Genomic DNA, 25,432 nt, shown 5'->3' with positions numbered 1-25,432 from the left:
GGTGTCACTTGGAGCACCCCGCGGATGCGGCGCTGGACTTCTCGATGTCGATCTTCTTCGGCGCCGTGATGGGCGTACCGGCCGCCTGGAAGTCCTTGCCCAGCGTCAGCACCATCGCCTGAAGTCCCTCGGCGTCGGTGGTGCCCGGCTTCATCGCGGAGCCGGGCAGGCCCATCATCTCCGCGAGGGCACGTGCCTGGTCCGCCTGGTTCGGGGCGTACTCCAGCGTCGTCTTGGCGATCTTCTCGGGCGCGTTGGCCTTGTTGGTGGACTTCGGGACGCCCTTGGTGTTCTGCAGCCAGGTGACCGTCTGCTGAGCACCGCCGGCGACGTCTCCACCGTTGTACACATCGACCCGGACGTCGGCCGCGGCCGCCTTGGTTCCCTTGAGGAGCGCGTCCTGCTTGCTCTTGGCCTTCTTCTTCTGCGCGGCCACCTCGGTGAGCGAGGTGTCGTCGCGGAGCATCGAGAACAACTGCTCGGCCTGGGTGGGGTGCGGGACGACCGTGACGGGCGTGGGCTCGTCGGGGTTGTCGATCACCGGCATGGTGACGAACGTGATGTTCTTCGTGTCCGTCTTGGTGATCTCCTTGGCGAGCGTGCTGAGTTTCTTCACGTCGCCGATGGCCTTGTCGACGGTCAGCGCCTTGGTCGCCGCGTCCGCCACCTTGAACAGCTTGGTCGGGCTGGTCAGCGTGTCGTCCGACTTGGCCTGCTTGATCATCGAGCCCATGAACTGCTGCTGGCCCTTGATCCGGTCGAGGTCGCTCTCGTTGGAGTAGGCGTGTCGCGTCCGTACGAACGCGAGCGCGTCCTCGCCCTGGACCTTGTTGGGTCCCGCGGGCAGCTTGAGGTGGGACTTCGGGTCGTCGATGGCGTGTTCGAGGCAGATGTTGACGCCGCCGACCGCCGTGGACAGGGTCTTCACCGCGTTGAAGTCGACCATCATGAAGTGGTCGATCTTCACCCCGGTCAGCTCCGTGACCGTCTTCATCGTGCAGCCGGGGTCGCGGCCCGCCTCGCCGAGGCTCCGGTTGAAGCGGACGTGCTCGATGCCCGGGATGTCCTTCACCGAGCCGTCCTCCTGCTTGGAGTTGCACTCCGGGATGTCGGTGATGAGGTCGCGCGGGATGCTCATCGCGGTGGCGTTGGTGCGGTCCTCGGAGACGTGGAACAGGATGTTCGTGTCCGCGTGGCCGACGCTGCCCTTGTCGCCGTAGCCCTCGTTGCCCTTACCGGTGCGTTTGTCCGTACCGATGATCAATATGTTGATCGGGGCGTTGGCGGTGACGACGTCCTTGTTGCCGGCGTCGCCGATGTCCACGGTGTTGATGTTGCCGTTGAGGCGCTGGTAAAGCCAGTAGCCACCGGCCGAGACGCCCACCAGCACGAAGGCCATCACGCCGCCCGTCCACAGCAGCGCCTTCTTCTTGCGCGACTTGGGGGCCTTGCGCTTACGGCGGCCCGGACCGGCGTCGCCGGGGGCCGGCCGCTCCTGGCCGCGCGGGCCGTTCGCCGACCGCCGCCCGCCCTGGCGCGGCACCTCGGTGGTGCGTCGCGGGGATTCGTCGGCGGGCGCGCGGCGAGGGGTGCCGGACGGCCCGCGCCGGGCCTGGGGGACCGAGGGCCGGGTGGAATTCCCTCCGGAGTGGTTCAGTCGCAGTTCGTAATCGCCGGTGTCCGGGTTGAGAACCCACTGGTCTGCGGGATCCATGTCTTCAGCCCGCCCACGGCTTTGCGCATCCACGGTTGCTCGAGTCCTCCGTCGGTGCCACGCGAGGCGCCTCCCCCGAAAAGGCGCTCAGTCTTTCTCTCCAGAAGTGCGCGGCCGGACGGCCGGTAGCACCGGATCGCGTCACACTATCCGTCTCATTCGGCGTCCAGCGACGCGCGTGACACATTCCACGGCCCTTACAACCGGGCATTCTTCCCATTGCGCGCGGAATGTTGGTCTCTGTTTGGCCATTGCTTTACTGCTTGCACAGGTCGGTCGCGGCATTGTTCCCCGAATACGTGGGTGTGGGTGACGGCCCCGAGGCGTCGGCCGAGTCCGGATTCTTGTCGTCGCTCTTGTCGTCGCTCTTGAGCTTGTCGGCGGGCACCACGGCGACCGGCTTGTCGTCGCGGAGCTGCTTGAAGAGCTTGTCCGCGTCCGGCTGCACCAGTTCGTCCCGGTTCCGGTCCAGGTGGTACGGCTGCCGCGGCACCGTCAGGAACTGCACCTTCTCGGTGGGGACGTCACGCATGCCCCGCACCAGGTCGTAGAGATCCTTCAGGCTGTCCAGGCCCGGGTCCGTGGTCAGCGCCTTGGTGGCCGCGTCGAGCACCGGGTAGAGCCGCGTCGGGTTGAGCAGGACGCCGTTGCTCTGCACCTTGTTCACGAGCGCCCCCAGGAACTGCTGCTGGCGGTCCATGCGGTCGGTGTCGCTCCCGTTGCCGAGCGACTTCCTGGCCCGTACGTAGCCGAGCGCCTGCTCCCCGTTGAGCTTGTGGCGGCCCGCGCCGAGCTTGAGGTGGGCGTCCTTGTCGTCGACCGGCTCCTTGAGGCAGATCTCCACCCCGTGCACCGCGTCGACCATGTCCTTGAAGCCGTTGAAGTCGATGACCATGTGGTGGTCGATGCGGATGTCCGTCATCTTCTCCACGGTCCGGATGGTGCAGGCGGTCCCGCCCATCTCGAAGGCCCAGTTGAACTGCGCGAACTGCGCCCGGGTGGTGGTCTTGTCGGCCTTGTGGCAGGCCGGGATGTTCACCATCAGGTCGCGCGGGATGGACATCGCGGTCGCGCTCTTCCGGTTCGCCGCCAGGTGCAGCAGGATCGTCGTGTCCGAGCGCTGGCTGCCGCCGTCGTCGCGGCCGTACTTGCGGTTGTCGCCGGCCCGGCTGTCCGAGCCGATCAGCAGGATGTTCTCCGCGTCGTGCACGACGGAGACCGGCCGCTCCTTCTCGTACGCCTTCAGCTCGGCCGCCGCCGAGGTGTCCGTCCGGATGTTGCCGTCCAGCTTCTTGTACAGCCACCAGCCGACGCCCGCCGCGACGAGCACGAGGAACGAGAGGCCGAGCGCGGTCCAGCGCAGCCAGTGGCGCTTGCGCTTGACGGTGATGTCGAGGCCCGCGCCCCCGTCCCCGCCCTCCGCCGGTTCCTCCGGGGCGGGCCCGGGACCGCTGCCGGACCCGCTGCGGGTCTCACCGCCAGGGGCGGCCGCCGCTTCGGGCGTGCCCTTTTCGCCGGATCCGCCCTCTTCGCCGGGCGGCGGTGCGTCCTCCGGTGTCCGGTCCTCGCCCGCGGCCGAGTCGTCGGGGTCGCCCGGAGTGCCGGAGCTTTCGGTCACGTCTGCGTCCATCCTTCACGTTCGGCGGCGCGCTGGGCCGCCGGTCGCAGAAGTAGACGGCTGAACCTCACGCTTGGTTGTGCCTCGGCTGGTCTGTACGGCAGATCATGTACCGGAGTTGAGCGCCGACACGGGGGACTCGGCCCACGATGGGCCGGACGGGTGCCCCGCTCATGCCGCTTGTCATACCGGTCCCGGGCACTGTCACACCGTCAGCGTGACGCGCTCGCTCTCCACCCGCTGCGCCAGCGCCTCCGCGCCGAGCCGGTCGAGGTGGCGGCACAGGACCACGGAGCCCCCGGTCGCCAGCGGCGCGTAGAGCCCGGCGGCGAGCCCGTCCCAGGTGTCGTACGTACGCCCCGTCAGCAGCCGTGAACCGGCGCCCAGGCCCAGCGCCGCACCGTCCTCGCGCCCCCGCGCCACCAGCTCCGCCGCCGTGAACGAGACCCCGCCCACCGTCAGCGCCGGCGCGTCCGGGTCCACCGGGGCGAACGGCGCGAACCGGTCGCCCTGCCCCGGCACCTCCACCGCGTAGTCCGCGAAGCCCTCGGGCGCCTGCGGGAACCGCCCGCCCAACGGGCGCAGTGCCAGGGCGATCCGCTCGCCCCGGCAGGCCCGCGCCGCGTCCAGTGTGTCCGGGCCGGAGACGACCAGGTCGGCGGCGGCCGGGTCGCCCTGCACCTCGGCGACCACGCCGACCGAGGCACAGGCCAGCAGCCAGACCGCGGACTGCCAGTGCGCGGGGAGCAGCAGCGCGAGCCGGTCGCCGGGCTCGGCCGCCAGATCGCCCTGGAGCAGGTTGGCGGTCTTGGCCACCCAGTTGGCGAAGGTGGCCACCGACAGCTCGACGCGCTCCCCGGTGGCGTCGTCGTAGAAGGTGACCAGAGGGCGGGCCGGATCCGCGGCGAGCGCGGAACGCAGCAGGTCGGCAGGGGTGCGGTCGCTGGCGTTCATGGGCGGAAGCGTACGCGGCCGCGTACACCGCCCCTTCGGACGCGCAACCGAATGCCCGGGAGCGCGTCTCTACAAGGAACCGGGACCGCCGTCCGAAGGCGCGCCACACCCGTCTGCATACACTGGCCAGCCGTAACGACGCCCGGCCCCAGCAGGAAGCGAAGACAGTGCTGTGACAGAGGCAAAAGAAGCGATCCTCCTGGTCGGCGGCAAGGGAACCCGGCTGCGCCCGCTCACGGTGCACACGCCCAAGCCCATGGTTCCGGCGGCGGGCGTCCCCTTCCTCACGCACCAGCTGGCGCGTGCCCGGGCCGCCGGGGTCGAGCACATCGTCCTCGCCACCTCGTATCTCGCCGAGGTCTTCGAGCCGTACTTCGGCGACGGCTCCTCGCTCGGCCTGCACATCGAGTACGTCACCGAGCGCGAACCGCTCGGCACCGGCGGCGCCATCCGGAACGTCGCCCACCGCCTCGCGTCGGGTCCGGAGGAACCGGTCCTCATCTTCAACGGCGACATCCTCACCGGGCTCGACATCCGGGCGCTGGTCACCTCGCACGCCGACTCCGGCGCCGATGTCTCCCTCCACCTGACCCGGGTCGAGGACCCGCGCGCCTTCGGCCTCGTGCCGACCGACGACACCGGCCGCGTCACCGCCTTCCTGGAGAAGCCGCAGACGCCCGAGGAGATCGTCACCGACCAGATCAACGCGGGCGCGTACATCTTCCGCCGCTCGGTCATCGACACCATCCCGGCCGGCCGCCCCGTCTCCGTCGAGCGCGAGACCTTCCCCGGCCTCCTCGCCGACGGCGCCCACCTCCAGGGCATGGTCGACTCCACGTACTGGCTGGATCTCGGCACCCCGCAGGCGTTCATAAGGGGCTCCGCCGACCTGGTGCTCGGCCGCGCGCCCTCCCCGGCGGTGCCGGGCCGCTGCGGCGACCGCCTCGTCCTGCCGACCGCCTCGGTCGCCCCCGACGCCAAGCTCTCCGGCGGTACGGTCATCGGCGACGGCGCGGTGATCGGCGCGGGCGCCCGGATCGACGGCTCCACCGTCCTCGCGGGCGCGGTCGTGGAACCCGGCGCGGTGATCACGGACTCCCTGGTCGGCGAGCGCGCCCGGATCGGCAGCCGTACGGTGCTGGCCGGCGCGGTCGTCGGCGACGGCGCGGAGGTGGGCGCCGACAACGAGCTCCGCGAGGGCGTCCGCGTCTGGTGCGGGGCACACCTCCCGGACGCGTCGGTGCGGTTCTCCTCGGACGAGTGAGCGACCCGGCGGCTCCGGCCCGTACGCGGACCGGGTGGCCGGAAATCGCCGTACCCTCGACAGGCAGCCCCGACGACCGAGGACCTCTTCCGTGGCAGGACGATTCGCTCCCCGCAACGCCCGGCGCGCGCCCGTCCCGCACCAGGCGGCGGCCGTGCCCGTACCGGCGCCGCAGACCCGTGTCTGGACCCCGCCGGGCCCGCTCGACCTGAGGCTCGTCCTCGGCCCCCTGCGCCGGGGCCCCGCCGACCCCACGTTCCGGATGGTCGCCGACGGCTCCGTCCGCCGGTCCAGCCGCACCCCCGAGGGCCCCGGCACGCTCCACGTCGTCGCCCGCGACGGCCGGATCGAGGCGTCCGCCTGGGGGCCCGGCGCGGAATGGCTGCTGGACCAGCTGCCCACGCTGCTCGGCGAGGGCGACGACCCGGCGGCCTTCACCCCGCGCCACCGCCTCCTCGCCCAGACCCAGCACCGCCGCCCCGGCCTGCGGCTGCTGCGCACGGGTCTGGTCCTGGAGTCGCTGATCCCGTCGATTCTGGAGCAGAAGGTCACGACGGACGAGGCGTACCGCGCCTGGCGCCTCCTGGTCCGCCAGTACGGGGAGCCCGCGCCCGGCCCGCAGGAGTACGGCCTCTACGTCATGCCGGACGCCCGCACCTGGTCGCTGATCCCGTCCTGGGACTGGCACCGCGCGGGCGTCGACAGCAAGCGCTCGGCGACGATCCTGCGCACGGTCCGGGTGGCCCGCCGCATGGAGGAGGCGGCCGCGATGGACCTCCCCGACGCGCTGACCCGCCTCCAGGCCATCCCGGGCATCGGCCCCTGGACGGCGGCGGAAACCCTGCAACGCTCCAACGGCGCCCCGGACGCGGTGACGGTCGGCGACTTTCACCTCCCCGGCATCGTCGGCCACGCCCTGGCCGGCAACCGGAACGCGGACGACGAGGAAATGCTCGCCCTCCTGACCCCGTACGAGGGCCAACGCCACCGAGCAACCCGCCTGATCCTGCTCTCGGGCGCGACACCACCGAGGAGAGCGCCGCGCTTCCAGCCGAGGGACATCGCGCGGCTGTAGCGCTTTCGCGCGGCCGGGCCAAAACCCAGCCCGCAGAGGCGTGAGCGGCCGGGCAAAATCAAGCCCGTCCGGCGATTGAGGACCGGGGTCCGGGGCAGAGCCCCGAAACCCCCCGCGGCCGCGCCAAGCTCACCGCACCACGACGAAGTCCTCCGCGGCCCGCACCACCCGCGGCCCGGGGGCCGAAACCGCGTGCCCCACGGCCACCGCCCCCAACGGATCCCAGGACTCGGGCAGTCCCAAAACGTCCCGCACCACATCCCGGCAGAACATCGTCGAGGACACCCACGCGGACCCCAACCGCTCCCCGGCCAGCGCCACCAGGAAGTTCTGGATCCCCGCCCCCGCCGCGACCACGAACATCTCGCGCTCCGCGCCGTCCCGCCGCTCGTCCCCGTACGCGTGCGAACCGTCCATCACCATGCACGGCACCACCAGATACGGCGCCCGCCGCAGCACATCGCCCCGCCGCACCCGCTTGGCGACCGACTCCTCGCTCTTGCCGTCGCGCCGCAGATCCGCGATCCACGCGTCCCGCATCGCGTCGAGCAACCGGGTCCGCGACTCCGGGGACTCCAGCAGGACGAACCGCCACGGCGTCGTGTGGTGCGGCGCCGGCGCGGTCACGGCGGCGGCGACCGCACGCCGTACCGCCCCCGGATCCACCGGCTCGTCCGTGAACTCGCGCACCGTACGCCGCTGCGTCACCGCCTCCCGGACCGCCTCCGAGGTCCCCAGCCGGAACATGTCGTCGGCCGCGACCCGGACCATTGCCCGGGCACCCTGCTCGTCCGCCGCGTCCACGACGTGGCCGAGCCCGCGCACGACGGCGACGGGCAGCCCGTCCGTCTTGCCCTTGACCAGGTCACCCGCGGCGGCCAGCTCGTCGGCGGTGGCGATCACGGTCGCGTTCAGCGGATTGCCGTGCGCGTCCCGCCCGCCCCGCAGGTCGTCCAGCACCCGCACCCCCGCCGCACCGATGGCGACATCGGTCAGCCCGTTGCGCCAGGGCCGCCCGAAGGTGTCCGTGACGAGGACGCCGACCTCGACGCCGAGCTCCGCCCGCAGCCCTTCCCTGATCGCCCGGGCCGAGGCGTCGGGGTCCTCGGGGAGCAGCAGGACCGTCCCGGCGGGGGTGTTCGACGCGTCGACACCGGCGGCGGCCATGACCAGGCCCTGCCGGTTCTCCACGATCCGCAGCGGACCGCGCCGCGCCACCACCCGTACCGTCTCGGCGTCTATGGCCGCTTCCCGGTCGGTGGCCTCGGTGATCCGGCCCTCCGCCTTGGAGACGATCTTCGAGGTGACGAGCAGGACGTCACCGTCCACGAGCCCCGGTTCGCAGGCCGCGATCAGCTTCGCGAGGTCGTCCCCGGTCCGTACCTCGGGCATCCCGGGCAGGGCCCACACCCGGTAGGAGGGCGCGTCGGCGGCGCTCACGCGCGGACCTCCCCGGCGAGGGCCAGCGCCTGCCGTGCCATCTCGGCGGTGGCGGCCACATCGGTCATCATCAGCGGTACGGACCGGCAGCGGATGCCCGCCGACTCCACCCGCTCGACGGCGCCCGCGTCCACGGTGTCCACGAGCCAGCCGTCGAGCAGCCCGGACCCGTAGTGCTCGGCGACGGCGGCGGCGGTCGACTCGACGCCCACCGCCGCGAGGACCTTGTCGGCCATCCCGCGCACCGGCGCGTCACCGACGATGGGGGAGAGGCCGACGACCGGCACCCCGGCCTCGGCGATGGCCTCGCGGATGCCGGGCACGGCGAGGATCGTGCCGACGGAGACGACCGGGTTGGACGGCGGGAAGAGGATGACGTCGGCCCCGGCGATGGCCTCCAGGACCCCGGGCGCCGGCTTCGCCTGCTCCGCGCCCACGGGCACGATCGCCCGCGCCGGCACGGCGGCCCGCAGCTTCACCCAGTACTCCTGGAAGTGCACGGCCCGGCTCTCGCCGTCCTCCTCGATCGCCACGTGCGTCTCGACGCGGTCGTCGGACATGGGCAGCAGCCGGACGCCGGGCTTCCAGCGGGCGCAGAGCGCCTCGGTGACGGCGCTGAGCGGATAGCCCGCGCCCAGCATCTGCGTACGGACGATGTGCGTCGCGAAGTCGCGGTCGCCGAGCCCGAACCACTCGGGGCCCACGCCGTACGCGGCGAGCTCCTCCTTGACCCGGAACGTCTCGTCGGTACGCCCCCAGCCCTGTTCCTCGTTGATGCCACCGCCGAGGGTGTACATCACGGTGTCGAGGTCGGGGCAGACCTTGAGCCCGAACAGATGGATGTCGTCACCGGTGTTGCCGATGACCGTGATGTCCGCGTCGGGCGCGGCCTCCTTGAGACCCCGCAGGAAACGAGCACCACCGATACCGCCGGCCAGAACCACAATGCGCATGCGAAACAGTCTGTCAGGCGAAGCCTGATCCTTGTCGGGGTGGTGGCGGGCGACGGGTGGGACTGTCAGGAGCTCTGCGGCTACGGGACGGGGGTCTTTCAGGCCGTGGCAGCCGCCGGGGCACACTGCGCGGCGTGCATCGGCATGTCGGTGAGGCCCGGGTAGTAGACGTGGAGGCTGACGGCCGGTTCCAGGGAGTCGTTGACGACCTCGTGGACGTAGCCGGGCGCGAAGACGCGCTGCGCGCCCGCGCCCAGCGTCCGCTTCCCCCGGTCCGTACGTTCGGTCAGCTCGCCGTCGAGCACGGTCAGGACGCCGGAGGACGGCCCGTGGTCGTGCAGCCCGCTGCCCTGCCCGGGCACCCAGCTCAGCAGCCAGACCTCGTAACCGGGTCCGGTGCGCAGGCGGTGGTACCAGCGGGTGGTGGCGTCGTACCGGACGAGCGGTGCCCACCGGTCGCGGTCGGCGGCGATGGTACGGGCGAGGCCGACGAACTCCGCGACGGTGGCGGGGTGTTCGGGGGCGGGGCGGAGAAGGTGCTGGACCTCCAGGAGGTCGCCGGCGATCTGGAGGTCGCTGTCGCTGCTGTTCATGGAGCGTGGTTCCTCGGCGGGGTGCGAGTGCGGCGTGCGGTGCGGGGCTCGTCGCGAGGTCCGGGAGCGCCGGCGGCCGGAAAGCCGGTGGGGCCGGGCGGGGGGAGGGGCGGGACGAGCGGTGCCGGGCCGGAGCGGAAGGGCTACGACGGCGTCGGCGGCATCAACAGCTGAGACAGCTGGAACAGCAACAGCGAGCCTGGACAGCGCTGCGGAACCCACGGGCGCGGGTCGCGTGCATCGCTGAGGTCACTGGCATGACATCAAGGAGAACCGGAGAGCCACCCGGTGTCAACCCAATGCCCGGTTTGGTGGCAATGTTTCACCTCATCCGGTTACTCCGCCCGGAGAAAGGTTTTAGCGGCCTCTGGCGGGGACAGGTGGCGCAACAACCGCGCTGCCAAACGTGAGCGCGGCACCGTGACCCGAATGTGATCTTGGTCGCTTCAGTGATCGAATCGAAACGTGTCCGCGTCCGCAGCGGTTTGTCTCCATGGCGGGCGAGGGTGCGGTAGCGCCCATGGCATATGTCAGGTTTTTGGTGATTTGAACACTTACCGCATACGGTTGGTGCCGCAGAGTGAATACCGGGGCCAATAGCAGATCCGGGCTTGACCAGCCAGAGCTACACGCTTGTAATTTCACCCGTGTCGTTCGGCCGATTCGGTAACGGCCGCATCACGGGACGCAAGAGACAGACGAGGGGCGCACATGACCGAGCTGTTCCAGCAACTGCTGGTCGAGGACGCGGACGAAGAGCTCGGCTGGCAGGAGCGCGCACTGTGCGCCCAGACCGACCCCGAGTCCTTCTTCCCCGAGAAGGGTGGATCGACCCGCGAGGCGAAGAAGGTCTGTCTCGCCTGTGAAGTCCGGTCCGAGTGCCTGGAGTACGCCCTCTCGAAGGACGAGCGCTTCGGCATCTGGGGCGGCCTCTCCGAGCGCGAGCGCCGCCGCCTGAAGAAGGCAGCGGTCTGAAGAAGCCCGCGGCCCGACCGGTCCGGCAGACCCGGTCCGGCCCACCACGCACGACATCACGGCCCGCCTCCTGCACCCGCAGTCGGCGGGCCGTCGCCGTACCCGCGCAGCGCCGCACTCATGCCCCGGCACCCGGAAATCCGCGTCGGCCGCTACCCCCTCGCGCCCTCGTTCAACCGCTCCGCGCCACTCCGGTTACCCCTACCGTTAGTGTGGGGCCCCGTCCGAGACGCGCCAACGACCAGACAGAGCGCGCGTGTACACCGATGCAGCCCCCGGGGGGACGTCCCCCGGACCCGGCCGGAGGGCCCGTACCTCGATGTCCGTGCACAGCCAATCAACGGCGCCGTACGCGGCCGCCGCCGCCCCCGAGTTCCCCCGGCATGTCGTCACCGCCGTGCTCGTCTCCCACGACGGCGCACGCTGGCTGCCCGACGCGCTCGCCGGGCTGCTCGGCCAGGAACGCCCCGTACAGAACGTCGTCGCCGCCGACACCGGCAGCGCCGACGACTCCGCGCGCCTGGTCACCGAGGCCCTCGGCGCCGACCGCGTCCTGCACCTGGCGCGGCGCACGAGCTTCGGCACCGCCGTGGACGAGGCGAGCCGCACGGCCGGCGTCCTCACCCCGGACGACCTGCCCTACCTGAAGCGGCCCAGCGGCTGGGACCCGGTCACCCGGACCTGGCGCGACGAGGCGTACGAGATGCCCGAGCTGCCGCACGGCGAGCCGGTGCAGTGGCTCTGGCTGCTCCACGACGACTGCGCGCCCGCGCCCGACGCCCTCGCCGAGATGCTGCGCGTCGTGGACAACGACCAGCACGCCGCGATCGTCGGCCCCAAACTGCGCGGCTGGTACGACCGCCGCCAGCTCCTCGAAGTCGGCGTCTCCATCGCCAACAGCGGCCGCCGCTGGACCGGCCTCGACCGCCGCGAGCAGGACCAGGGCCAGCACGACCAGGTCCGCACCGTCCTCTCCGTCTCCACCGCGGGCATGCTCATCCGCCGCGACGTCTGGGAGGAGCTCGGCGGCTTCGACCGCAGGCTCCCGCTCATGCGCGACGACGTCGACCTGTGCTGGCGCGCCCACATGGCCGGCCACCGGGTCCTCGTCGCCCCCGACGCCGTCCTGCGGCACGCCGAGGCGTCCGCGCGGGAACGCCGCCCCATTGACTGCGCCGGCCGCAGCGTCGCCAGCCCGCACCGCGTCGACAAGGCGGGCGCCGTCTACACGATGCTCGTCAACGCCCGCGGCAAGAAGCTGCCCTGGGTGATGCTCCGGCTCGTCCTCGGCACCCTGCTGCGCACCCTCGCCTACCTCGTCGGCAAGGTCCCGGGCCAGGCCCTGGACGAGGTCACCGGCCTTCTGAGCACCCTGCTGCGCCCCGGCCGCATCCTCGCCGCCCGCCGCGCCCGGGGGAAGGGCGCCGTCGACGCCGCCGAGCTGGGCGGCCTCTTCCCCGCACCCGGCGCCACCATCCGCGCCACCGTCGACCAGGTCGCCGGAAACTTCGGCGGCGGCTCCGACACCGACGGCTCCCGGCACGGCGCCGTCGAGTCCGGACCGGGCGGCGACGACGCCGACTACCTGGAGATCGACCAGTTCGCCCGGCTGAAGAAGGTCGGCCGCAAGCCCGGCCCGGTCCTCTTCGCCCTGCTCCTCCTGGTCTCCCTCGTCGCCTGCCGCGACCTCATCGGCGGCGGCGCGCTGGCCGGCGGCGCCCTGCTGCCCGCCCCCGGCGACGTCTCCGACCTGTGGGCGCGGTACGCGGACGGCTGGCACGCCGTCGGCACCGGCGGCACCCAGACCGCGCCGCCCTACCTCGCCGTCATCTCCGCCCTGTCCGCGCTGTTCCTCGGCTCCACCGGCTTCGCGCTCACCCTGCTGCTCGTCTGCTCGGTCCCGCTCGCCGGACTCACCGCGTACTTCGTCACCCGCCCGCTGCTGCCCTCGCGGCTCCTGCGGGCCTGGGCGAGCGTCGCGTACGCCTTCCTGCCCGCGGCGACCGGGGCCCTGGCGACCGGCCGCCTCGGCACCGCCGTCCTGGCCGTCCTGCTGCCGCTGATCGCGCGCACGGCCGTCTCCGCGCACGGCATGCGCGCCTCCGGCGACGCCCGCGGCAGCTGGCGCGCCACCTGGGCGTACACCCTGCTCCTCACCCTCGCCATGGCGTTCACGCCGATCGTGTGGCCGCTCGCCGTGGTCCTCGGCCTCGGCGTCCTGGTGCTGCGGCGCGGCGACATCACGGCGTACGCGCTCCGCTTCCTCGCCGCCGTCGGCACCCCGGTCCTGGTCCTCGCGCCCTGGTCGCTCTCCCTGCTGAGCAGCCCGTCCGCGTTCCTGAAGGAAGCCGGACTGGAGACCGGTACGGGCTCCGCCTCGGCCCTGGACCTCCTCGGCATCAGCCCCGGCGGGCCCAAGGCCGCGGGCGGCGTCCTGCTGCTCGGCATCGTCCTTGCCGCGCTGGCCGCCCTGCTGCGCGGGGAGCGCCAGTTCGCCGTCCGGACCGCCTGGGCGGCCGCCCTGGTCTCCCTCGCGTTCGCCGGGCTCGCCAACGGCTCCGGCTGGGCCGGGCCCGCGACGCTGGTCTACGGCGCCGCCCTCATCGCCGCCGCGCTCGTCGGCGCGGACGGCGCCCGCATCCGCGTCGCCGAACTCAGCTTCGGCTGGCGCCAGCCGGTCGCCGCCCTGATCGCCCTCGCGGCGGGCGTGGCCCCCGTGCTGGCCGCCGCCGGGTGGATGCTCGGCGGCGCGGCGGGCCCGCTGGAACGCCGCGACCCGGTCCAGGTGCCCGCGTTCGTCGCGGAGGAGAGCGGCACCCGCGACCAGCCGCGCACCCTGGTCCTGGGCGGCACCTCGTCCGCCTCCGTCGACTACACCCTCGTCCGCGGTTCGGGCGCCCGGCTCGGCGACGCGGAGCTGGCCGAGGCGCAGGGCGGCAACAGCCACCTCGACAAGGTCGTCGCCAACCTGGTCGCCGGGTCCGGCGCCGACCAGGGCAGCCAGCTCAGCGGCTTCGCCATCCGTTACGTCCTCGTGCGCGACGGGGCGCCCAAGCAGATGAGCCGGGTGCTCGACGCGACCCCGGGCCTGAGCCGGCTCAGCCAGCTCGACGGCAGCGCCCTGTGGCGGGTGGACCGGCAGGTCGCCCGGATCATGATCGTCCCGTCCGCCGCCGGGGACGAGCAGCTTCCCGTCGGCTCCCAGCCGGTCGAGGCGCACACCAAGATCCCCGCGGGCGGCTCCGGCCGGGTGCTGCGGATCGCCGACGCGGCCGACCCCGGCTGGCAGGCCACGCTCGACGGCCGCGCGCTGACCGCCAAGACCGTCGACGGCTGGGCCCAGGGCTTCGAACTGCCCACCGAGGGCGGCACCCTGGACCTCACGTACGAGGAGCCCTTCACCCACACCGTGTGGGTCTGGGCGCAGATCGCGCTCGCCGTGGTCCTCGTGGTCATGGCCCTGCCCGGCCGCCGCCGCGAGATCGACGACGACCTGCCGGAGGAGGCCGAGGCGGTCGCCGCCGAACCGGTCGCCGGAGAGGGCCGCCGCGCCCGCAGGCTGCGCGCCGCCGCCCTGGCCGAGAGCGAGGCCGCCGAGGGCGGCCCCGAGCAGCAGGAGGCGGAGGGCGCCCCGGAGCTGGACGAGACCGGCGAGCAGCCCGCGTACGTTCCCGCCCAGCAAGGCCCCGAAACCGGCCCGGCGGCCCCGGCCCAGGCCCCGGCCGCCGAGGACGACGACGACAACGTCTTCGTACCGCAGCAGCAGTACGGCGACTGGGACGACGGGCAGGGCCAGTACCAGGACCCGGCCTATCCGCAGTACCAGGACGGCGCTCAGTACCAGGACGGCCAGTACCAGGACGGCGCCCCGTACCAGGACCCGCAGTACGCCGAGGGGCAGCAGCAGCAGCCGGACACCGGCGGCTACGACCCGTACGGCTATCCGCAGTACCAGCAGGGCCAGTACCAGGACGGCCAGTACGTGGGCCCCTACGACCCGCCCGCGTACGACCCGCAGTCCTATGACCCGAACGGGTACGGCCCCGAGGCCGGGCAGTACGGCGAGCAGCAGCCGTACGACCCGCAGAACCCCGAGAACCCCGCCCCGGGCCAGAACCCGTGGCCGACCGGTAACGCATCGCGAGGCGAGTCCGAGTGAAGTCCACCAGCGCCCTGTCCCTCATCGCCGGAGCGGTTGCCCTGGCCGCCGTCACCGGGTTCGCCGCGCTCAACGAACCGTCGGGCGGCAGCACGGCCGAAGCGAGGACGGCCACCCGGCTGCCCGTCGAACGCACCAGCCTGCTCTGCCCGGCGCCCGGCCTCTCCGACCTCTCGGAGACGGCGTACACGGCCTTCACGCCGTCCGGCGGAAGCGGCGGCTCCGCCACGGCCGGCGCCGCCGAGCTCCTGTCCTCCGCGAAGGACGACGAGGCGAGCACCGACGACAAGTCCGACGACAAGGACAAGAAGGACAAGGACAAGAAGAGCAAGAGCGAGAAGGACAAGGCGGACAAGCCGGTGGTCTCCCTCAAGGAGCCCGGCAAGCCCGCCACCGGCAAGGCGTCGGGCGCCGACTCACCCGCCCTCATCGGCACCGCGACCGGCCGCCTCGCCCCCGGCTGGACCGCCCAGCAGACCACCACCATCGAGGCGGGCGACGGCCGCGGCCTGCTCGGCATCAGCTGCACCGTGCCCGACACCGACTTCTGGTTCCCCGCGGCGAGCACCGCCAAGTCCCGCGAGGACTACGTCCACCTCACCAACCCGGACGACACCGCGGCCGTCGCCGACATCGAGCTGTACGGCCCGGACGGCTCCCTCAAGTCCGACGTCGGCGAGGGCATCACCGTCCCGGCGGGCTCCGGCGTCCGGGTCCTGATCTCGACGCTCACGAGCAAGGCCGCCGACGACGTCACCGTCCACGTCACCACCCGTACGGGCCGGGTCGGCGCGGCCGTCAGGGCGGCGGACGACGAGACCGGCAGCGACTGGCTCACCGCCTCCGCCGAACCGGCCGGCACGGTCGTGCTGCCCGGCATCCCGGCGGACGCGAGCTCGGTACGCCTGGTGGCCTTCGCCCCCGGCGACGACGACGCCGACCTCGGCATCAAGCTGCTCGGCAAGACCGGCGCAGTCACCCCGGCCGGTCACGAGGAACTGCACGTCAAGTCGCACATGACCGCCGGGATGGACCTCAAGGACATCACCCGCGGCGAGGCGGGCTCGCTGATGCTGGTGCCCTCCGAGAAGGGCCGGGCCACCCCGGTCGTCGCCGCCCTGCGCGTGGTCCGGGGCAAGGGCGACAAGCAGGAGGTCGCCTACATCCCGGCGACCGCCCCGGTGGGCGCGCGCGCCACCGTCGCCGACAACCGGTCCAAGGGCTCGGTCCTCTCCCTCACCGCCCCCGGCGCCGCTGCGACCGTCAAGGTCACGGCGTCGGCCGGCAGCGGCGGCGGTACGCCGGTCAGCAAGACGTACAAGATCGCGGCGGGCACGACCACGGCGGTCACCCCGCCCATGCCGACGGGCCTCAAGGGCACCTACGCCCTGACGGTCGAGACTCAGTCGGGCGGCCCGGTGCACGCCGCGCGCACGCTCACCGAGACGGTGAACGGCATCCAGATGTTCACCGTGCAGACGATGCCGGACGACCGGGGCACGGTGGAGGTCCCGGCGGCCCGTCAGGACCTGTCGGTGCTGGACGACTGAGCGGGAGGGGCGGGAAGGGCGGCGGCCGGGAGGGCCGCTACTCCTGCCCGTAACGGGGATCGACCGACTCGGGCGCCAGCCCCAGGAGCTCCGCGACCTGCTCGACCACGATCTCGTGGACGAGCAGGGCGCGCTCGTCACGGCTCTTGGTGCGCAGCTCGACGGGGCGCCGGTAGACGGTGATGCGGGCGGGCCGGCCCTTCTCGGCGGAGACCGCGGCACCCAGCGGAACCGTCTCCTCCGCCGTCTCCGGCACCTCCAGGACGACGAAGTCGACCTCCGCCAGCTGCGGCCAGCGCCGCTCCAGCCGCTCCACCGAGTCCTGGACGAGATCGCGGAAGTTGTCCGCGCGGCTCGTCGACAGCGGCACCTGCGGCGGGGCGACGGGCCCGCGCATGCCTCGGCCGTGTCGGTCCCGGCGCCGCGGACGCGGCTCGGACGGGCTGGGCGGTACGGAACTGTCCATCACCGACGCAGCCTAACCCCCGGCGGCCCGCCCGGCCGGAGGGCGAGCGCGCCCACGCCGCCCTGTCCGCTCTTGAGCGATCCGGCCACACCGGAGCCCGTTTCCGGCCCCGCTCGCGACCGCCGGGCCGACGCCTTGTGAAAGGTTCGCGGCCCAGCGGTGACCGGAATCGTTGCCGTCAGGGCCCTCGCCCTCTCCTCCCGCGCAGGTCAGGGGAGTTGCCCGGGGGGCGCGTGTGCCGGACGTCACAGGGCGACACGGAGGGGTGAGCCGGGGGAGAGTCGTCGCAGCCCGCTCAAGAGTGCGGTACCGTCCAACATCGTGAGCCCTGTACGTCGCTGTTCGCGCACCGCGTGCGGCCGCCCTGCCGTCGCGACACTGACGTACGTCTATGCCGACTCGACTGCGGTCCTCGGCCCGCTCGCCACCTACGCCGAGCCCCACTGCTACGACCTCTGTGCCGAGCACAGTGAGCGGCTGACCGCGCCACGGGGCTGGGAGGTCGTCCGGCTCTCCGACCCGTCCGCGCCCAGCCGCCCCAGCGGCGACGACCTGGAAGCGCTGGCCAACGCCGTACGGGAAGCCGCTCGCCCGCAGGAGCGCGGCGACGGCACCCAGGGCGGCGGCCGCCGGACCGCCGACCCGATGGAGGTAGCCCGCAGGGGTCACCTCCGCGTCCTGCGCTCACCCGACTCCTGAGGGACCGCCGGCCGCCCGGTACGTTGGGCGGTCCGAAGCAACCCCCTGGAGGACCGGCCCGTGACCGCAGACCTGTCGCAGCTCGTGAAGGCGTACGACGTGCGCGGAGTCGTGCCCGACCAGTGGGACGAGGAGCTGGCCGCACTCTTCGGGGCGGCCTTCGTCGAGGTGACCGGCGCGGACGCGATCGTGATCGGCCACGACATGCGCCCCACCTCCCCGGCCCTGTCCGGGGCGTTCGCCGGCGGCGCGGCGGCGCGCGGTGCCGACGTCACGCTGATCGGCCTCTGCTCGACGGACCAGCTGTACTACGCGTCCGGGGCGCTGGACCTGCCCGGCGCGATGTTCACCGCCTCGCACAACCCCGCGCAGTACAACGGCATCAAGATGTGCCGGGCGGGCGCGGCGCCGGTCGGCCAGGACACCGGCCTGGCCGAGATCCGGACGCTGGTGGAGGAGTGGTCCGAGAAGGGCACCCCCGAGCCGGTCGCGACCCCGGGGACGGTCACCGGGCGCGACACCCTCACCGACTACGCCGCCCATCTGCTCTCCCTGGTGGACCTGACGGCGATCCGCCCCCTCAAGGTCGTCGTGGACGCGGGCAACGGCATGGGCGGCCACACCGTCCCCACGGTCTTCGCCGGGCTGCCCGTGGACCTGGTCCCCATGTACTTCGAGCTGGACGGCACCTTCCCGAACCACGAGGCCAACCCGCTGGACCCGAAGAACATCACGGACCTCCAGGCCCGCGTACTGGCCGAGGGCGCCGACCTGGGCCTCGCCTTCGACGGCGACGCGGACCGCTGCTTCGTGGTGGACGAACGGGGCGAAGGCGTCTCGCCGTCGGCGATCACCGCCCTGGTCGCGGCCCGCGAACTGGCCCGCAACGGCGGCCGGGGCACGATCATCCACAACCTGATCACCTCCCACTCCGTCCCCGAGGTCGTACGCGAACACGGCGGCACCCCCGTCCGCACCAGGGTCGGCCACTCCTTCATCAAGGCCGAGATGGCCGCCCACGGCGCGATCTTCGGCGGCGAGCACTCGGCCCATTACTACTTCCGCGACTTCTGGAACGCCGATACGGGCATGCTCGCCGCCCTCCACGTACTCGCTGCCCTCGGCGGCCAGGAGGCCCCCCTCTCGTCCCTGGTCGCCCAGTACGACCGCTACGCCGGGTCGGGCGAGATCAACTCCACGGTGGACGACCAGCAGGCCCGCACGGCGAAGGTGGCAACCGCCTTCGCCCACCAGGAGAACGCCACCACGGACACCCTGGACGGCCTCACGGTGACCACCCCCACCTGGTGGTTCAACCTCCGCCCGTCCAACACGGAACCCCTGCTGCGCCTGAACGTGGAGGCGGACGACGAGGAGACGATGGCCAGGGTGAGGGACGAGGTACTGGCCCTGATCCGCGCATAGAGCCCGCCCGCCGGCGCAAGATCCAGCCCCGCCGGCGTTTGAGGCGCGGGGCCCGGGGCAGCGCCCCGGTTTCGGGAAGGGGCGGGTAGGGGACAAGGCCCGCCGCAGGCGCACCCCACCCACCCCGCACCCACACCGCACCACAGACCACCCCGCCCCCACGACACGCACCCCACCCCGCCCCAGCGGTAGGCTGAGCCCGCCCCCCCAAAGGGCCCCCAACAACAGACCGCCCGAAGGGAAACCCCATGCCGCTCGAAGCCGGCCTCCTGGAGATCCTGGCCTGCCCCGCCTGCCACGCCCCCCTGGACGACCAGACGGCAGCCGACACCCCGGAACTCATCTGCACCGGCACCGACTGCGGCCTCGCCTACCCCGTCCGGGACGGCATCCCCGTACTCCTCGTGGACGAGGCCCGCCGCCCGGCGTAACCGGCTCAACCGGCGAAAGCGGCCCGCAGCGGCCGCCCCGCACCCGCACCGGAGGACCGCCCCATGCTCGACGAGTCGTTGCTCGACGCCCCCGACGCCCTGGCCCGAGCCGACCGCCGCGACCTGCTCCGCGGCGCCGCCGAGGCCGGGGCCCGGGTCCGCACCGCCGTCCGGCACGCGACGGAGGCCGGGATCACCGAGCTGAAGGCGGAGGGCCGCCCCCGCGCCGTCCTCGTCGCGGGCCCCGGCACCGCCGCGACCGGCGTCGCGGACCTGATCGCCGCACTCGCCGGCGCCTCCGCCCCGGTCACCCGCATCCCCCCGACCGGTGTCGCCCCCGCCCCCGGCGCACTCCGCTGGACCCTGCCCGGCTGGGCCGGCTCCGTGGACCTGCTGCTCATCGCCACGGCGGACGGCTCCGAACCGGGCCTCGCCCTCCTCGCGGAGCAGGCGTACCGCAGGGGCTGCACGGTCGTGGCCGTCGCGCCCCTGCGTTCCCCGCTGCGGGAGGCGGTCCACGGAGTGCACGGCCTCGTCGTCCCGATGGCCTCCGCCCCGCACGGCGAGTACGACGCCGAGACCTCGACCGCGGGCCCCGGCACCCTCTGGGCCCTGCTCACCCCGCTCCTCGCCCTGCTCGACCGCGTCGGCCTGGTCACCGCCCCCGCTGACGTGCTCCAGAGCGTCGCGGACCGCCTGGACCGCACGGCGGAGCGCTGCGGCCCGGCCATCGCCACGTACAGCAACCCGGCCAAGACCCTCGCCGCCGAACTCGCGGACACCCTCCCGCTGATCTGGACGGAGGGTGAGGCGGCCGGCCCCGTCGGACGTCGGTTCGCCGCGGTTCTCTCGGAGCTCTCGGGCCGCCCGGCCCTCGCCGCCGCACTCCCGGAGGCGCTGCCGGCCCACGGCGGCCTGCTGGCGGGCGCCTTCGCCGCGGGCGCGGACCCGGACGACTTCTTCCGCGATCGCGTCGAGGAGTCGGAGCCCCTGCACGCCCGCGTGGTGCTGCTCCGCGACCGCCCGACCGGCGGCCTCAGCGCCGCCCCCGCCGCCCGCGAACTGGCCCTCGGCCACGACACCGCGATCAGCGAGCTCGAACCGGAGGAGGGCAGCACCCTCGAATCCCTCGCGGAACTGCTCGCCGTCACCGACTTCGCCGCGGTCTACCTGTCGCTCGCCTCGACGGCCGGTGCCTGAACACCCCGTACAACGTCAAGACAGCGCGGCGACACCGCACCGCACACAGCAACACAAGGACTGATCCATGGACCGGCTCTCCAACACCGTGCGCCCGTATGCCTGGGGCTCGACCACCGCGATCCCCGCCCTGCTGGGCGTCGCCCCCACCGGCGAGCCGCAGGCGGAGATGTGGATGGGTGCCCACCCGGGCGCCCCTTCCCGGATCGCCCGCACCGAAACCGGCACCGCCGAGCAGTCCCTCACCGATGTGATCGACGCCGACCCGGCCCGCGAACTCGGCACGGCGACCGTTGAGAAGTTCGGCTCCCGCCTGCCCTTCCTCCTCAAGCTGCTCGCCGCGGGCGCCCCCCTCTCCCTCCAGGTGCACCCGAACCTGGACCAGGCCAGGGCGGGTTACGCGGACGAGGAGAGCCGGTCCGTCCCGATCGACGCCCCCCACCGCACGTACAAGGACGCCAACCACAAGCCCGAGCTGATCTGCGCCCTCACCCCCTTCGACGGCCTGTGCGGATTCCGCCGGCCCCTGGAGGCGGCCGAGGCGATGGAGGGCCTGGGCGTCGACTCCCTGAAGCCGTACGCGGACCTGCTCCGCGCCCAGCCCGAGGAGGCCGCGCTGCGCGAGGTGCTGACGGCGATCCTCACCGCGGACCCGGACGAAATGGCCGAAACGGTGACCGCCGCAGCGGCCGCCGCCGAGCGGATCGGCGGCGCCTACGCCCCGTACGCCCGCATCGCCCACCACTTCCCCGGCGACGCGGGCGTCATCGCGGCCATGCTGCTCAACTACGTACGGCTCCAGCCCGGCGAGGCGCTGTTCCTCGGCGCCGGCGTCCCGCACGCCTACCTCGACGGCCTCGGCGTCGAGATCATGGCCAACTCGGACAATGTGCTGCGCTGCGGCCTGACACCCAAGCACATCGACGTCCCCGAACTCCTGCGGATCGTCCGCTTCGAGGCGACCGACCCGGGCATCCTCCGCCCGGAGGCGTCCCCGTCGGGCGAGGAGCTGTACGAGACGCCGGTGGACGAGTTCCGCCTGTCCCGCTTCGACCTGTCACCCGGCGCCGCCCCCGCCGACCTGACCGCGCACACCCCGCAGATCCTGCTGTGCACGGCGGGTGCCCCGAGCGCGGGCGACCTCGCCCTCGCACCCGGCGAATCGGTCTTCGTACCGGCCGGCGAGCGGGTAAATGTGTCCGGAGCGGGCACCCTGTTCCGTGCGACAGTGGTGGCCTGACGCACCGTCCGTGACGACGGCTGCAACAATGTGCCGCCACACCGCGGCCGTCGGAGCCGCAGACCGAAGAAGGGACACCAGGCACCCATGAGTGCGTCAGGCGGAACCAAGGCGATCGTGGCGGCACTCGGCGCCAACCTCGCGATCGCAGTGGCCAAATTCGTGGCGTTCCTGTTCAGCGGCTCCTCGTCGATGCTCGCGGAGAGCGTCCACTCGCTCGCCGACTCCGGCAACCAGGGCCTGCTGCTCCTCGGCGGCAAGCGGGCCCAGCGCGAGGCCACCCCGCAGCACCCCTTCGGCTACGGCCGCGAGCGCTACATCTACGCCTTCCTCGTCTCCATCGTCCTGTTCTCCGTCGGCGGCATGTTCGCGGTCTACGAGGGCTACGAGAAGATCCGGCACCCCCACGAGCTGGAGGCCTGGTACTGGCCGGTCGGGGTCCTGGTCTTCGCGATCATCGCCGAGGGCTTCTCCTTCCGTACGGCGATCAAGGAGTCCAACGAGACCCGCGGCTCGCTCAGCTGGACGGACTTCATCCGCCGCGCGAAGGCCCCCGAACTCCCCGTCGTACTCCTCGAGGACTTCGGCGCGCTCATCGGTCTGGTCCTCGCCCTCGCCGGCGTCGGCCTGGCCCTCGGCACGGGCAACGGCGTGTGGGACGGCATCGGCACCCTGTGCATCGGCATCCTGCTGATCGCCATCGCGCTCGTCCTGGCCGCCGAGACCAAGTCCCTGCTCCTCGGCGAGGCCGCTGGCGCCGACCAGGTCGAGAAGATCAAGGCCGCTGTGGTCGACGGCGACACCGTCACCGGAATCATCCACATGCGCACGCTCCACCTCGGCCCGGAAGAGCTGCTGGTCGCCGCCAAGATCGCGGTCCAGCACGACGACACCGCCGACGAGGTCGCCAACGCCATCAACGCCGCCGAGTCCCGCATCCGCGCCGCCGTCCCGATCGCCCGGGTGATCTACCTGGAGCCGGACATCTACAACGCGGCGGCGGCAGCGGCCGGCACCAACCCGGCCAAGGCCCCCGGCGGCACCCACACCACCCCCGGCCCGGAAGCCCCCGAACCGGGCGCCGCCGAGCCGGGCGCCGAGGCGACCGACACCCCGGCGGGCACGGAGGACACCGGCCCGACGGAATCCGGCCACTGACCGCACCGGACCCGCCATCGCGTACCCGACACAGCCGCTCCCGCCCCGGACCCGCCCCGGTGGACTGGGAGCGGCTGCGCCGTTCGGTGTAGATTCGACGGCAGTGTCAGACGTCGCTGCTGATGGCGGTCGATCGGTCCGTACGCCGGACCGGCCGAGGGAGAGAGGGCCTCCGACGGACTGCGCTGCGAGCGCCCGGGCATTCGTGTGCCCGCCGCCGCAGAGCCGCCCTACCCACCCTCGACTCCACCACGAGGAGCAGCCCGTTATGACGACGGTCGCCAACCGACAGGACTTCAAGGTCGCCGATCTCTCCCTCGCCGCTTTCGGGCGCAAGGAGATCACCTTGGCCGAGCACGAGATGCCCGGTCTGATGTCGATCCGCAAGGAGTACGCCGCCGCGCAGCCGCTGGCGGGTGCCCGTATCACCGGTTCGCTGCACATGACCGTGCAGACCGCCGTGCTGATCGAGACCCTGGTCGCCCTCGGCGCCGAGGTCCGCTGGGCCTCCTGCAACATCTTCTCCACCCAGGACCACGCGGCCGCCGCCATCGCGGTCGGCCCGGACGGCACGCCCGAGGCGCCGGCGGGTGTGCCGGTGTTCGCCTGGAAGGGTGAGTCGCTGGAGGAGTACTGGTGGTGCACGGAGCAGGCGCTGACCTGGCCGAACACCCCCACCGGTGGTCCGAACATGATCCTGGACGACGGTGGCGACGCCACGCTCCTGGTCCACAAGGGCGTCGAGTTCGAGAAGGCCGGCGCGGCCCCGGACCCGGCGACGGCGGACAGCGAGGAGTACGCGCACATCCTCACGCTCCTCAACCGCACGCTCGGCGAGTCCCCGCAGAAGTGGACGCAGCTGGCCTCCGAGATCCGTGGCGTCACGGAGGAGACCACCACCGGTGTCCACCGCCTGTACGAGATGCACCGCGACGGCACCCTCCTCTTCCCCGCGATCAACGTGAACGACGCGGTGACGAAGTCGAAGTTCGACAACAAGTACGGCTGCCGCCACTCGCTGATCGACGGCATCAACCGCGCCACCGACGTCCTGATCGGCGGCAAGACCGCCGTCGTGTGTGGCTACGGCGACGTCGGCAAGGGCTGCGCGGAGTCTCTCCGGGGCCAGGGCGCCCGCGTGATCATCACGGAGATCGACCCGATCTGCGCCCTCCAGGCGGCGATGGACGGCTACCAGGTCGCCACTCTCGATGACGTCGTCGCGCAGGCCGACATCTTCGTCACGACGACGGGCAACAAGGACATCATCATGGCCTCGGACATGGCCAAGATGAAGCACCAGGCCATCGTCGGGAACATCGGCCACTTCGACAACGAGATCGACATGGCCGGTCTGGCGAGGATCGATGGCATCGTCAAGGACGAGGTCAAGCCGCAGGTCCACACCTGGACGTTCCCCGACGGCAAGGTCCTCATCGTCCTCTCCGAGGGCCGCCTGCTGAACCTGGGCAACGCGACCGGCCACCCGTCGTTCGTCATGTCCAACTCGTTCGCGGACCAGACCCTGGCCCAGATCGAGCTGTTCACGAAGCCCGAGGAGTACCCGACCGACGTCTACGTGCTGCCCAAGCACCTGGACGAGAAGGTCGCCCGTCTCCACCTCGACGCCCTCGGCGTCAAGCTGACGACGCTCCGCCCGGAGCAGGCTTCGTACATCGGTGTCGAGGTCGACGGCCCGTACAAGCCCGACCACTACCGCTACTGATCGCCTGACCGGCCCGGAACCGGCCGGACCTCGAACAGGTCCGGCCGATCCGGTCCGGTACCGGGCGCTCAGCGCGGCCCGGGCCGACCAGCAGCAGTGACGAACGCAGGCCCCCGCACCCCCGTGTCGGGGGCCTGCGCCGTACCGCACCCGCACGAGCCGAGGACTCGAAGGACCCCATGCCCCGCGGCCGATATTCGCTCCACGACGTCCACGACCACACCCCTCTCGGCGAAGAACACTTCCACTGCGCGCCCGGCCCGTCCGGCTGGCGCTACATCTCCCAAACGACCGCCCCGTCCGGCAGTCACCTGGGATCCGTCGACCTCACCCTCGATGAGCTCGGCCGCCCCCTCCGACTCGAACTCCATTCCACCGACTGGCAGGTCCGCGGTGCCGCCCTGGAGGGCCTCACCTGGGTCCGTACCGACCCGACGGGCACGCACGCCACCGAAGGCAATGTCCGCGCCCACGCCTTCAACGGCACGTCCCCCGCATTCCTCGTCGCGACCGCTCGTCTGCTGCGCCTCACCCCCGCTTCCCCCGAGACCCGCGTCCGGGTCGTCACCTTCACGGACCCGGTCCTCGCCCCCCGTACCCTCGACCAGTCCTGGGCCCTGGTGAACAGTGAAGCGCACCCCACTGACAACGGCCCCCTTATGGTGGACGAATACCAGGTCAGCGCCCTGGACACGGGCGAACGGCACACGATCCACCTGGCCGGCGACGTGGTGCTCTCCGCCCCCGGCATCGAGCTCGAAGACCTGGAATCCCCACCCTCCGAACGCTGAC

At 72.5% G+C, this 25,432-nt stretch carries 20 protein-coding genes; 13 read left to right on the top strand and 7 right to left on the bottom strand.

Annotation, left to right across the window (positions count from 1 at the left end):
- Positions 1 to 4 precede the first annotated feature (4 nt).
- The 3 genes from OHS17_RS12750 to OHS17_RS12740 form a co-directional block, all read right to left on the bottom strand.
- Complete coding sequence (locus tag OHS17_RS12750) at positions 5 to 1,714, bottom strand: LCP family protein (RefSeq protein WP_330312256.1); 1,710 nt, start codon at positions 1,712 to 1,714, stop codon at positions 5 to 7.
- Between the two features lie 256 nt (positions 1,715 to 1,970).
- On the bottom strand, positions 1,971 to 3,332 hold the full coding sequence (locus OHS17_RS12745; protein WP_383167370.1) for an LCP family protein: 1,362 nt from the start codon (positions 3,330 to 3,332) through the stop codon (positions 1,971 to 1,973).
- Between the two features lie 204 nt (positions 3,333 to 3,536).
- Positions 3,537 to 4,286 (bottom strand): TIGR03089 family protein, encoded by a 750-nt coding sequence (locus OHS17_RS12740; RefSeq protein ID WP_330312254.1) that lies wholly within the window; start codon positions 4,284 to 4,286, stop codon positions 3,537 to 3,539.
- A gap of 172 nt (positions 4,287 to 4,458) precedes the next feature.
- Here OHS17_RS12740 and OHS17_RS12735 point away from each other — a divergent pair, with 172 nt between their 5' ends.
- Together OHS17_RS12735 and OHS17_RS12730 are read left to right on the top strand one after the other, a co-directional pair.
- Entirely contained in the window at positions 4,459 to 5,550 is a 1,092-nt protein-coding gene (locus tag OHS17_RS12735; RefSeq protein ID WP_330312253.1) for an NDP-sugar synthase, read from the top strand.
- A 91-nt stretch (positions 5,551 to 5,641) separates the two neighbouring features.
- Positions 5,642 to 6,625 carry a DNA-3-methyladenine glycosylase family protein gene (locus OHS17_RS12730; RefSeq protein ID WP_330312252.1) on the top strand — a complete coding sequence of 328 codons (984 nt, stop codon included), beginning with the start codon at positions 5,642 to 5,644 and terminating at the stop codon, positions 6,623 to 6,625.
- A gap of 129 nt (positions 6,626 to 6,754) precedes the next feature.
- Here OHS17_RS12730 and OHS17_RS12725 read toward each other — a convergent pair whose 3' ends face one another.
- The 3 genes from OHS17_RS12725 to OHS17_RS12715 all read right to left on the bottom strand — a co-directional run bounded on the left by OHS17_RS12725 (position 6,755) and on the right by OHS17_RS12715 (position 9,611).
- Positions 6,755 to 8,065 (bottom strand): coenzyme F420-0:L-glutamate ligase, encoded by a 1,311-nt coding sequence (locus OHS17_RS12725; protein ID WP_330312251.1) that lies wholly within the window; start codon positions 8,063 to 8,065, stop codon positions 6,755 to 6,757.
- A complete protein-coding gene (gene cofD, locus OHS17_RS12720; RefSeq protein ID WP_330312250.1) occupies positions 8,062 to 9,018 on the bottom strand; it encodes a 2-phospho-L-lactate transferase in 957 nt (318 codons plus the stop codon). The genes OHS17_RS12725 and cofD overlap by 4 nt, the downstream gene beginning before the upstream one ends.
- Positions 9,019 to 9,116: 98 nt before the next feature.
- The gene (locus OHS17_RS12715) at positions 9,117 to 9,611 is read right to left on the bottom strand and encodes a cysteine dioxygenase (protein ID WP_330312249.1); all 495 of its coding nucleotides are present in this window, start codon (positions 9,609 to 9,611) and stop codon (positions 9,117 to 9,119) included.
- A 711-nt stretch (positions 9,612 to 10,322) separates the two neighbouring features.
- On the opposite strand from OHS17_RS12715, the gene OHS17_RS12710 reads away from it, so the two are divergent.
- The 3 genes from OHS17_RS12710 (at position 10,323) to OHS17_RS12700 (ending at position 16,295) form a co-directional block, all read left to right on the top strand.
- Positions 10,323 to 10,586 (top strand): WhiB family transcriptional regulator, encoded by a 264-nt coding sequence (locus OHS17_RS12710; protein ID WP_018103995.1) that lies wholly within the window; start codon positions 10,323 to 10,325, stop codon positions 10,584 to 10,586.
- Between the two features lie 319 nt (positions 10,587 to 10,905).
- Positions 10,906 to 14,745: a glycosyltransferase gene (locus OHS17_RS12705; RefSeq protein WP_330312248.1), complete on the top strand. Its 3,840-nt coding sequence runs from the start codon at positions 10,906 to 10,908 to the stop codon at positions 14,743 to 14,745.
- Positions 14,742 to 16,295: a DUF5719 family protein gene (locus OHS17_RS12700; RefSeq protein WP_330312247.1), complete on the top strand. Its 1,554-nt coding sequence runs from the start codon at positions 14,742 to 14,744 to the stop codon at positions 16,293 to 16,295. Before OHS17_RS12705 ends, OHS17_RS12700 begins: the two co-directional genes overlap by 4 nt.
- Positions 16,296 to 16,332: 37 nt before the next feature.
- Here OHS17_RS12700 and OHS17_RS12695 read toward each other — a convergent pair whose 3' ends face one another.
- Positions 16,333 to 16,761, bottom strand: a complete 429-nt coding sequence (locus tag OHS17_RS12695) for a metallopeptidase family protein (protein ID WP_026171636.1) — start codon at positions 16,759 to 16,761, stop codon at positions 16,333 to 16,335.
- A 321-nt stretch (positions 16,762 to 17,082) separates the two neighbouring features.
- On the opposite strand from OHS17_RS12695, the gene OHS17_RS12690 reads away from it, so the two are divergent.
- From OHS17_RS12690 to OHS17_RS12655, 8 genes are all read left to right on the top strand, one after another.
- Complete coding sequence (locus OHS17_RS12690; protein ID WP_018103991.1) at positions 17,083 to 17,460, top strand: DUF3499 domain-containing protein; 378 nt, start codon at positions 17,083 to 17,085, stop codon at positions 17,458 to 17,460.
- 60 nt (positions 17,461 to 17,520) lie between these two features.
- On the top strand, positions 17,521 to 18,885 hold the full coding sequence (locus OHS17_RS12685; RefSeq protein WP_330312246.1) for a phosphomannomutase/phosphoglucomutase: 1,365 nt from the start codon (positions 17,521 to 17,523) through the stop codon (positions 18,883 to 18,885).
- Positions 18,886 to 19,133: 248 nt separating this feature from the next.
- On the top strand, positions 19,134 to 19,316 hold the full coding sequence (locus tag OHS17_RS12680; RefSeq protein ID WP_018103989.1) for a Trm112 family protein: 183 nt from the start codon (positions 19,134 to 19,136) through the stop codon (positions 19,314 to 19,316).
- A gap of 63 nt (positions 19,317 to 19,379) precedes the next feature.
- Positions 19,380 to 20,516 (top strand): SIS domain-containing protein, encoded by a 1,137-nt coding sequence (locus OHS17_RS12675; protein WP_330312245.1) that lies wholly within the window; start codon positions 19,380 to 19,382, stop codon positions 20,514 to 20,516.
- Between the two features lie 67 nt (positions 20,517 to 20,583).
- Positions 20,584 to 21,756 carry a mannose-6-phosphate isomerase, class I gene (gene manA, locus OHS17_RS12670; protein WP_330312244.1) on the top strand — a complete coding sequence of 391 codons (1,173 nt, stop codon included), beginning with the start codon at positions 20,584 to 20,586 and terminating at the stop codon, positions 21,754 to 21,756.
- A gap of 87 nt (positions 21,757 to 21,843) precedes the next feature.
- On the top strand, positions 21,844 to 22,914 hold the full coding sequence (locus OHS17_RS12665; RefSeq protein ID WP_330312243.1) for a cation diffusion facilitator family transporter: 1,071 nt from the start codon (positions 21,844 to 21,846) through the stop codon (positions 22,912 to 22,914).
- Between the two features lie 268 nt (positions 22,915 to 23,182).
- A complete protein-coding gene (gene ahcY, locus OHS17_RS12660; protein ID WP_330312242.1) occupies positions 23,183 to 24,640 on the top strand; it encodes an adenosylhomocysteinase in 1,458 nt (485 codons plus the stop codon).
- A 179-nt stretch (positions 24,641 to 24,819) separates the two neighbouring features.
- Positions 24,820 to 25,431 carry a hypothetical protein gene (locus OHS17_RS12655; protein ID WP_330312241.1) on the top strand — a complete coding sequence of 204 codons (612 nt, stop codon included), beginning with the start codon at positions 24,820 to 24,822 and terminating at the stop codon, positions 25,429 to 25,431.
- Position 25,432 lies beyond the last annotated feature (1 nt).

Origin of the sequence: Streptomyces sp. NBC_00523, assembly GCF_036346615.1 — a bacterium.
Taxonomy (GTDB): domain Bacteria; phylum Actinomycetota; class Actinomycetes; order Streptomycetales; family Streptomycetaceae; genus Streptomyces.
This window is presented reverse-complemented; position numbering and strand designations above follow the sequence as displayed.

Bases quoted from the DNA above. Each gene is read 5' to 3' on its own strand.
- OHS17_RS12750 (WP_330312256.1), bottom strand. From the start codon at position 1,714: ATGGATCCCGCAGACCAGTGGGTTCTCAACCCGGACACCGGCGATTAC.
- OHS17_RS12740 (WP_330312254.1), bottom strand. From the start codon at position 4,286: ATGAACGCCAGCGACCGCACCCCTGCCGACCTGCTGCGTTCCGCGCTC.
- cofD (WP_330312250.1), bottom strand. From the start codon at position 9,018: ATGCGCATTGTGGTTCTGGCCGGCGGTATCGGTGGTGCTCGTTTCCTG.
- OHS17_RS12715 (WP_330312249.1), bottom strand. From the start codon at position 9,611: ATGAACAGCAGCGACAGCGACCTCCAGATCGCCGGCGACCTCCTGGAG.
- OHS17_RS12710 (WP_018103995.1), top strand. From the start codon at position 10,323: ATGACCGAGCTGTTCCAGCAACTGCTGGTCGAGGACGCGGACGAAGAG.
- OHS17_RS12705 (WP_330312248.1), top strand. From the start codon at position 10,906: ATGTCCGTGCACAGCCAATCAACGGCGCCGTACGCGGCCGCCGCCGCC.
- OHS17_RS12695 (WP_026171636.1), bottom strand. From the start codon at position 16,761: ATGGACAGTTCCGTACCGCCCAGCCCGTCCGAGCCGCGTCCGCGGCGC.
- OHS17_RS12680 (WP_018103989.1), top strand. From the start codon at position 19,134: ATGCCGCTCGAAGCCGGCCTCCTGGAGATCCTGGCCTGCCCCGCCTGC.
- OHS17_RS12675 (WP_330312245.1), top strand. From the start codon at position 19,380: ATGCTCGACGAGTCGTTGCTCGACGCCCCCGACGCCCTGGCCCGAGCC.
- manA (WP_330312244.1), top strand. From the start codon at position 20,584: ATGGACCGGCTCTCCAACACCGTGCGCCCGTATGCCTGGGGCTCGACC.
- OHS17_RS12665 (WP_330312243.1), top strand. From the start codon at position 21,844: ATGAGTGCGTCAGGCGGAACCAAGGCGATCGTGGCGGCACTCGGCGCC.
- ahcY (WP_330312242.1), top strand. From the start codon at position 23,183: ATGACGACGGTCGCCAACCGACAGGACTTCAAGGTCGCCGATCTCTCC.
- OHS17_RS12655 (WP_330312241.1), top strand. From the start codon at position 24,820: ATGCCCCGCGGCCGATATTCGCTCCACGACGTCCACGACCACACCCCT.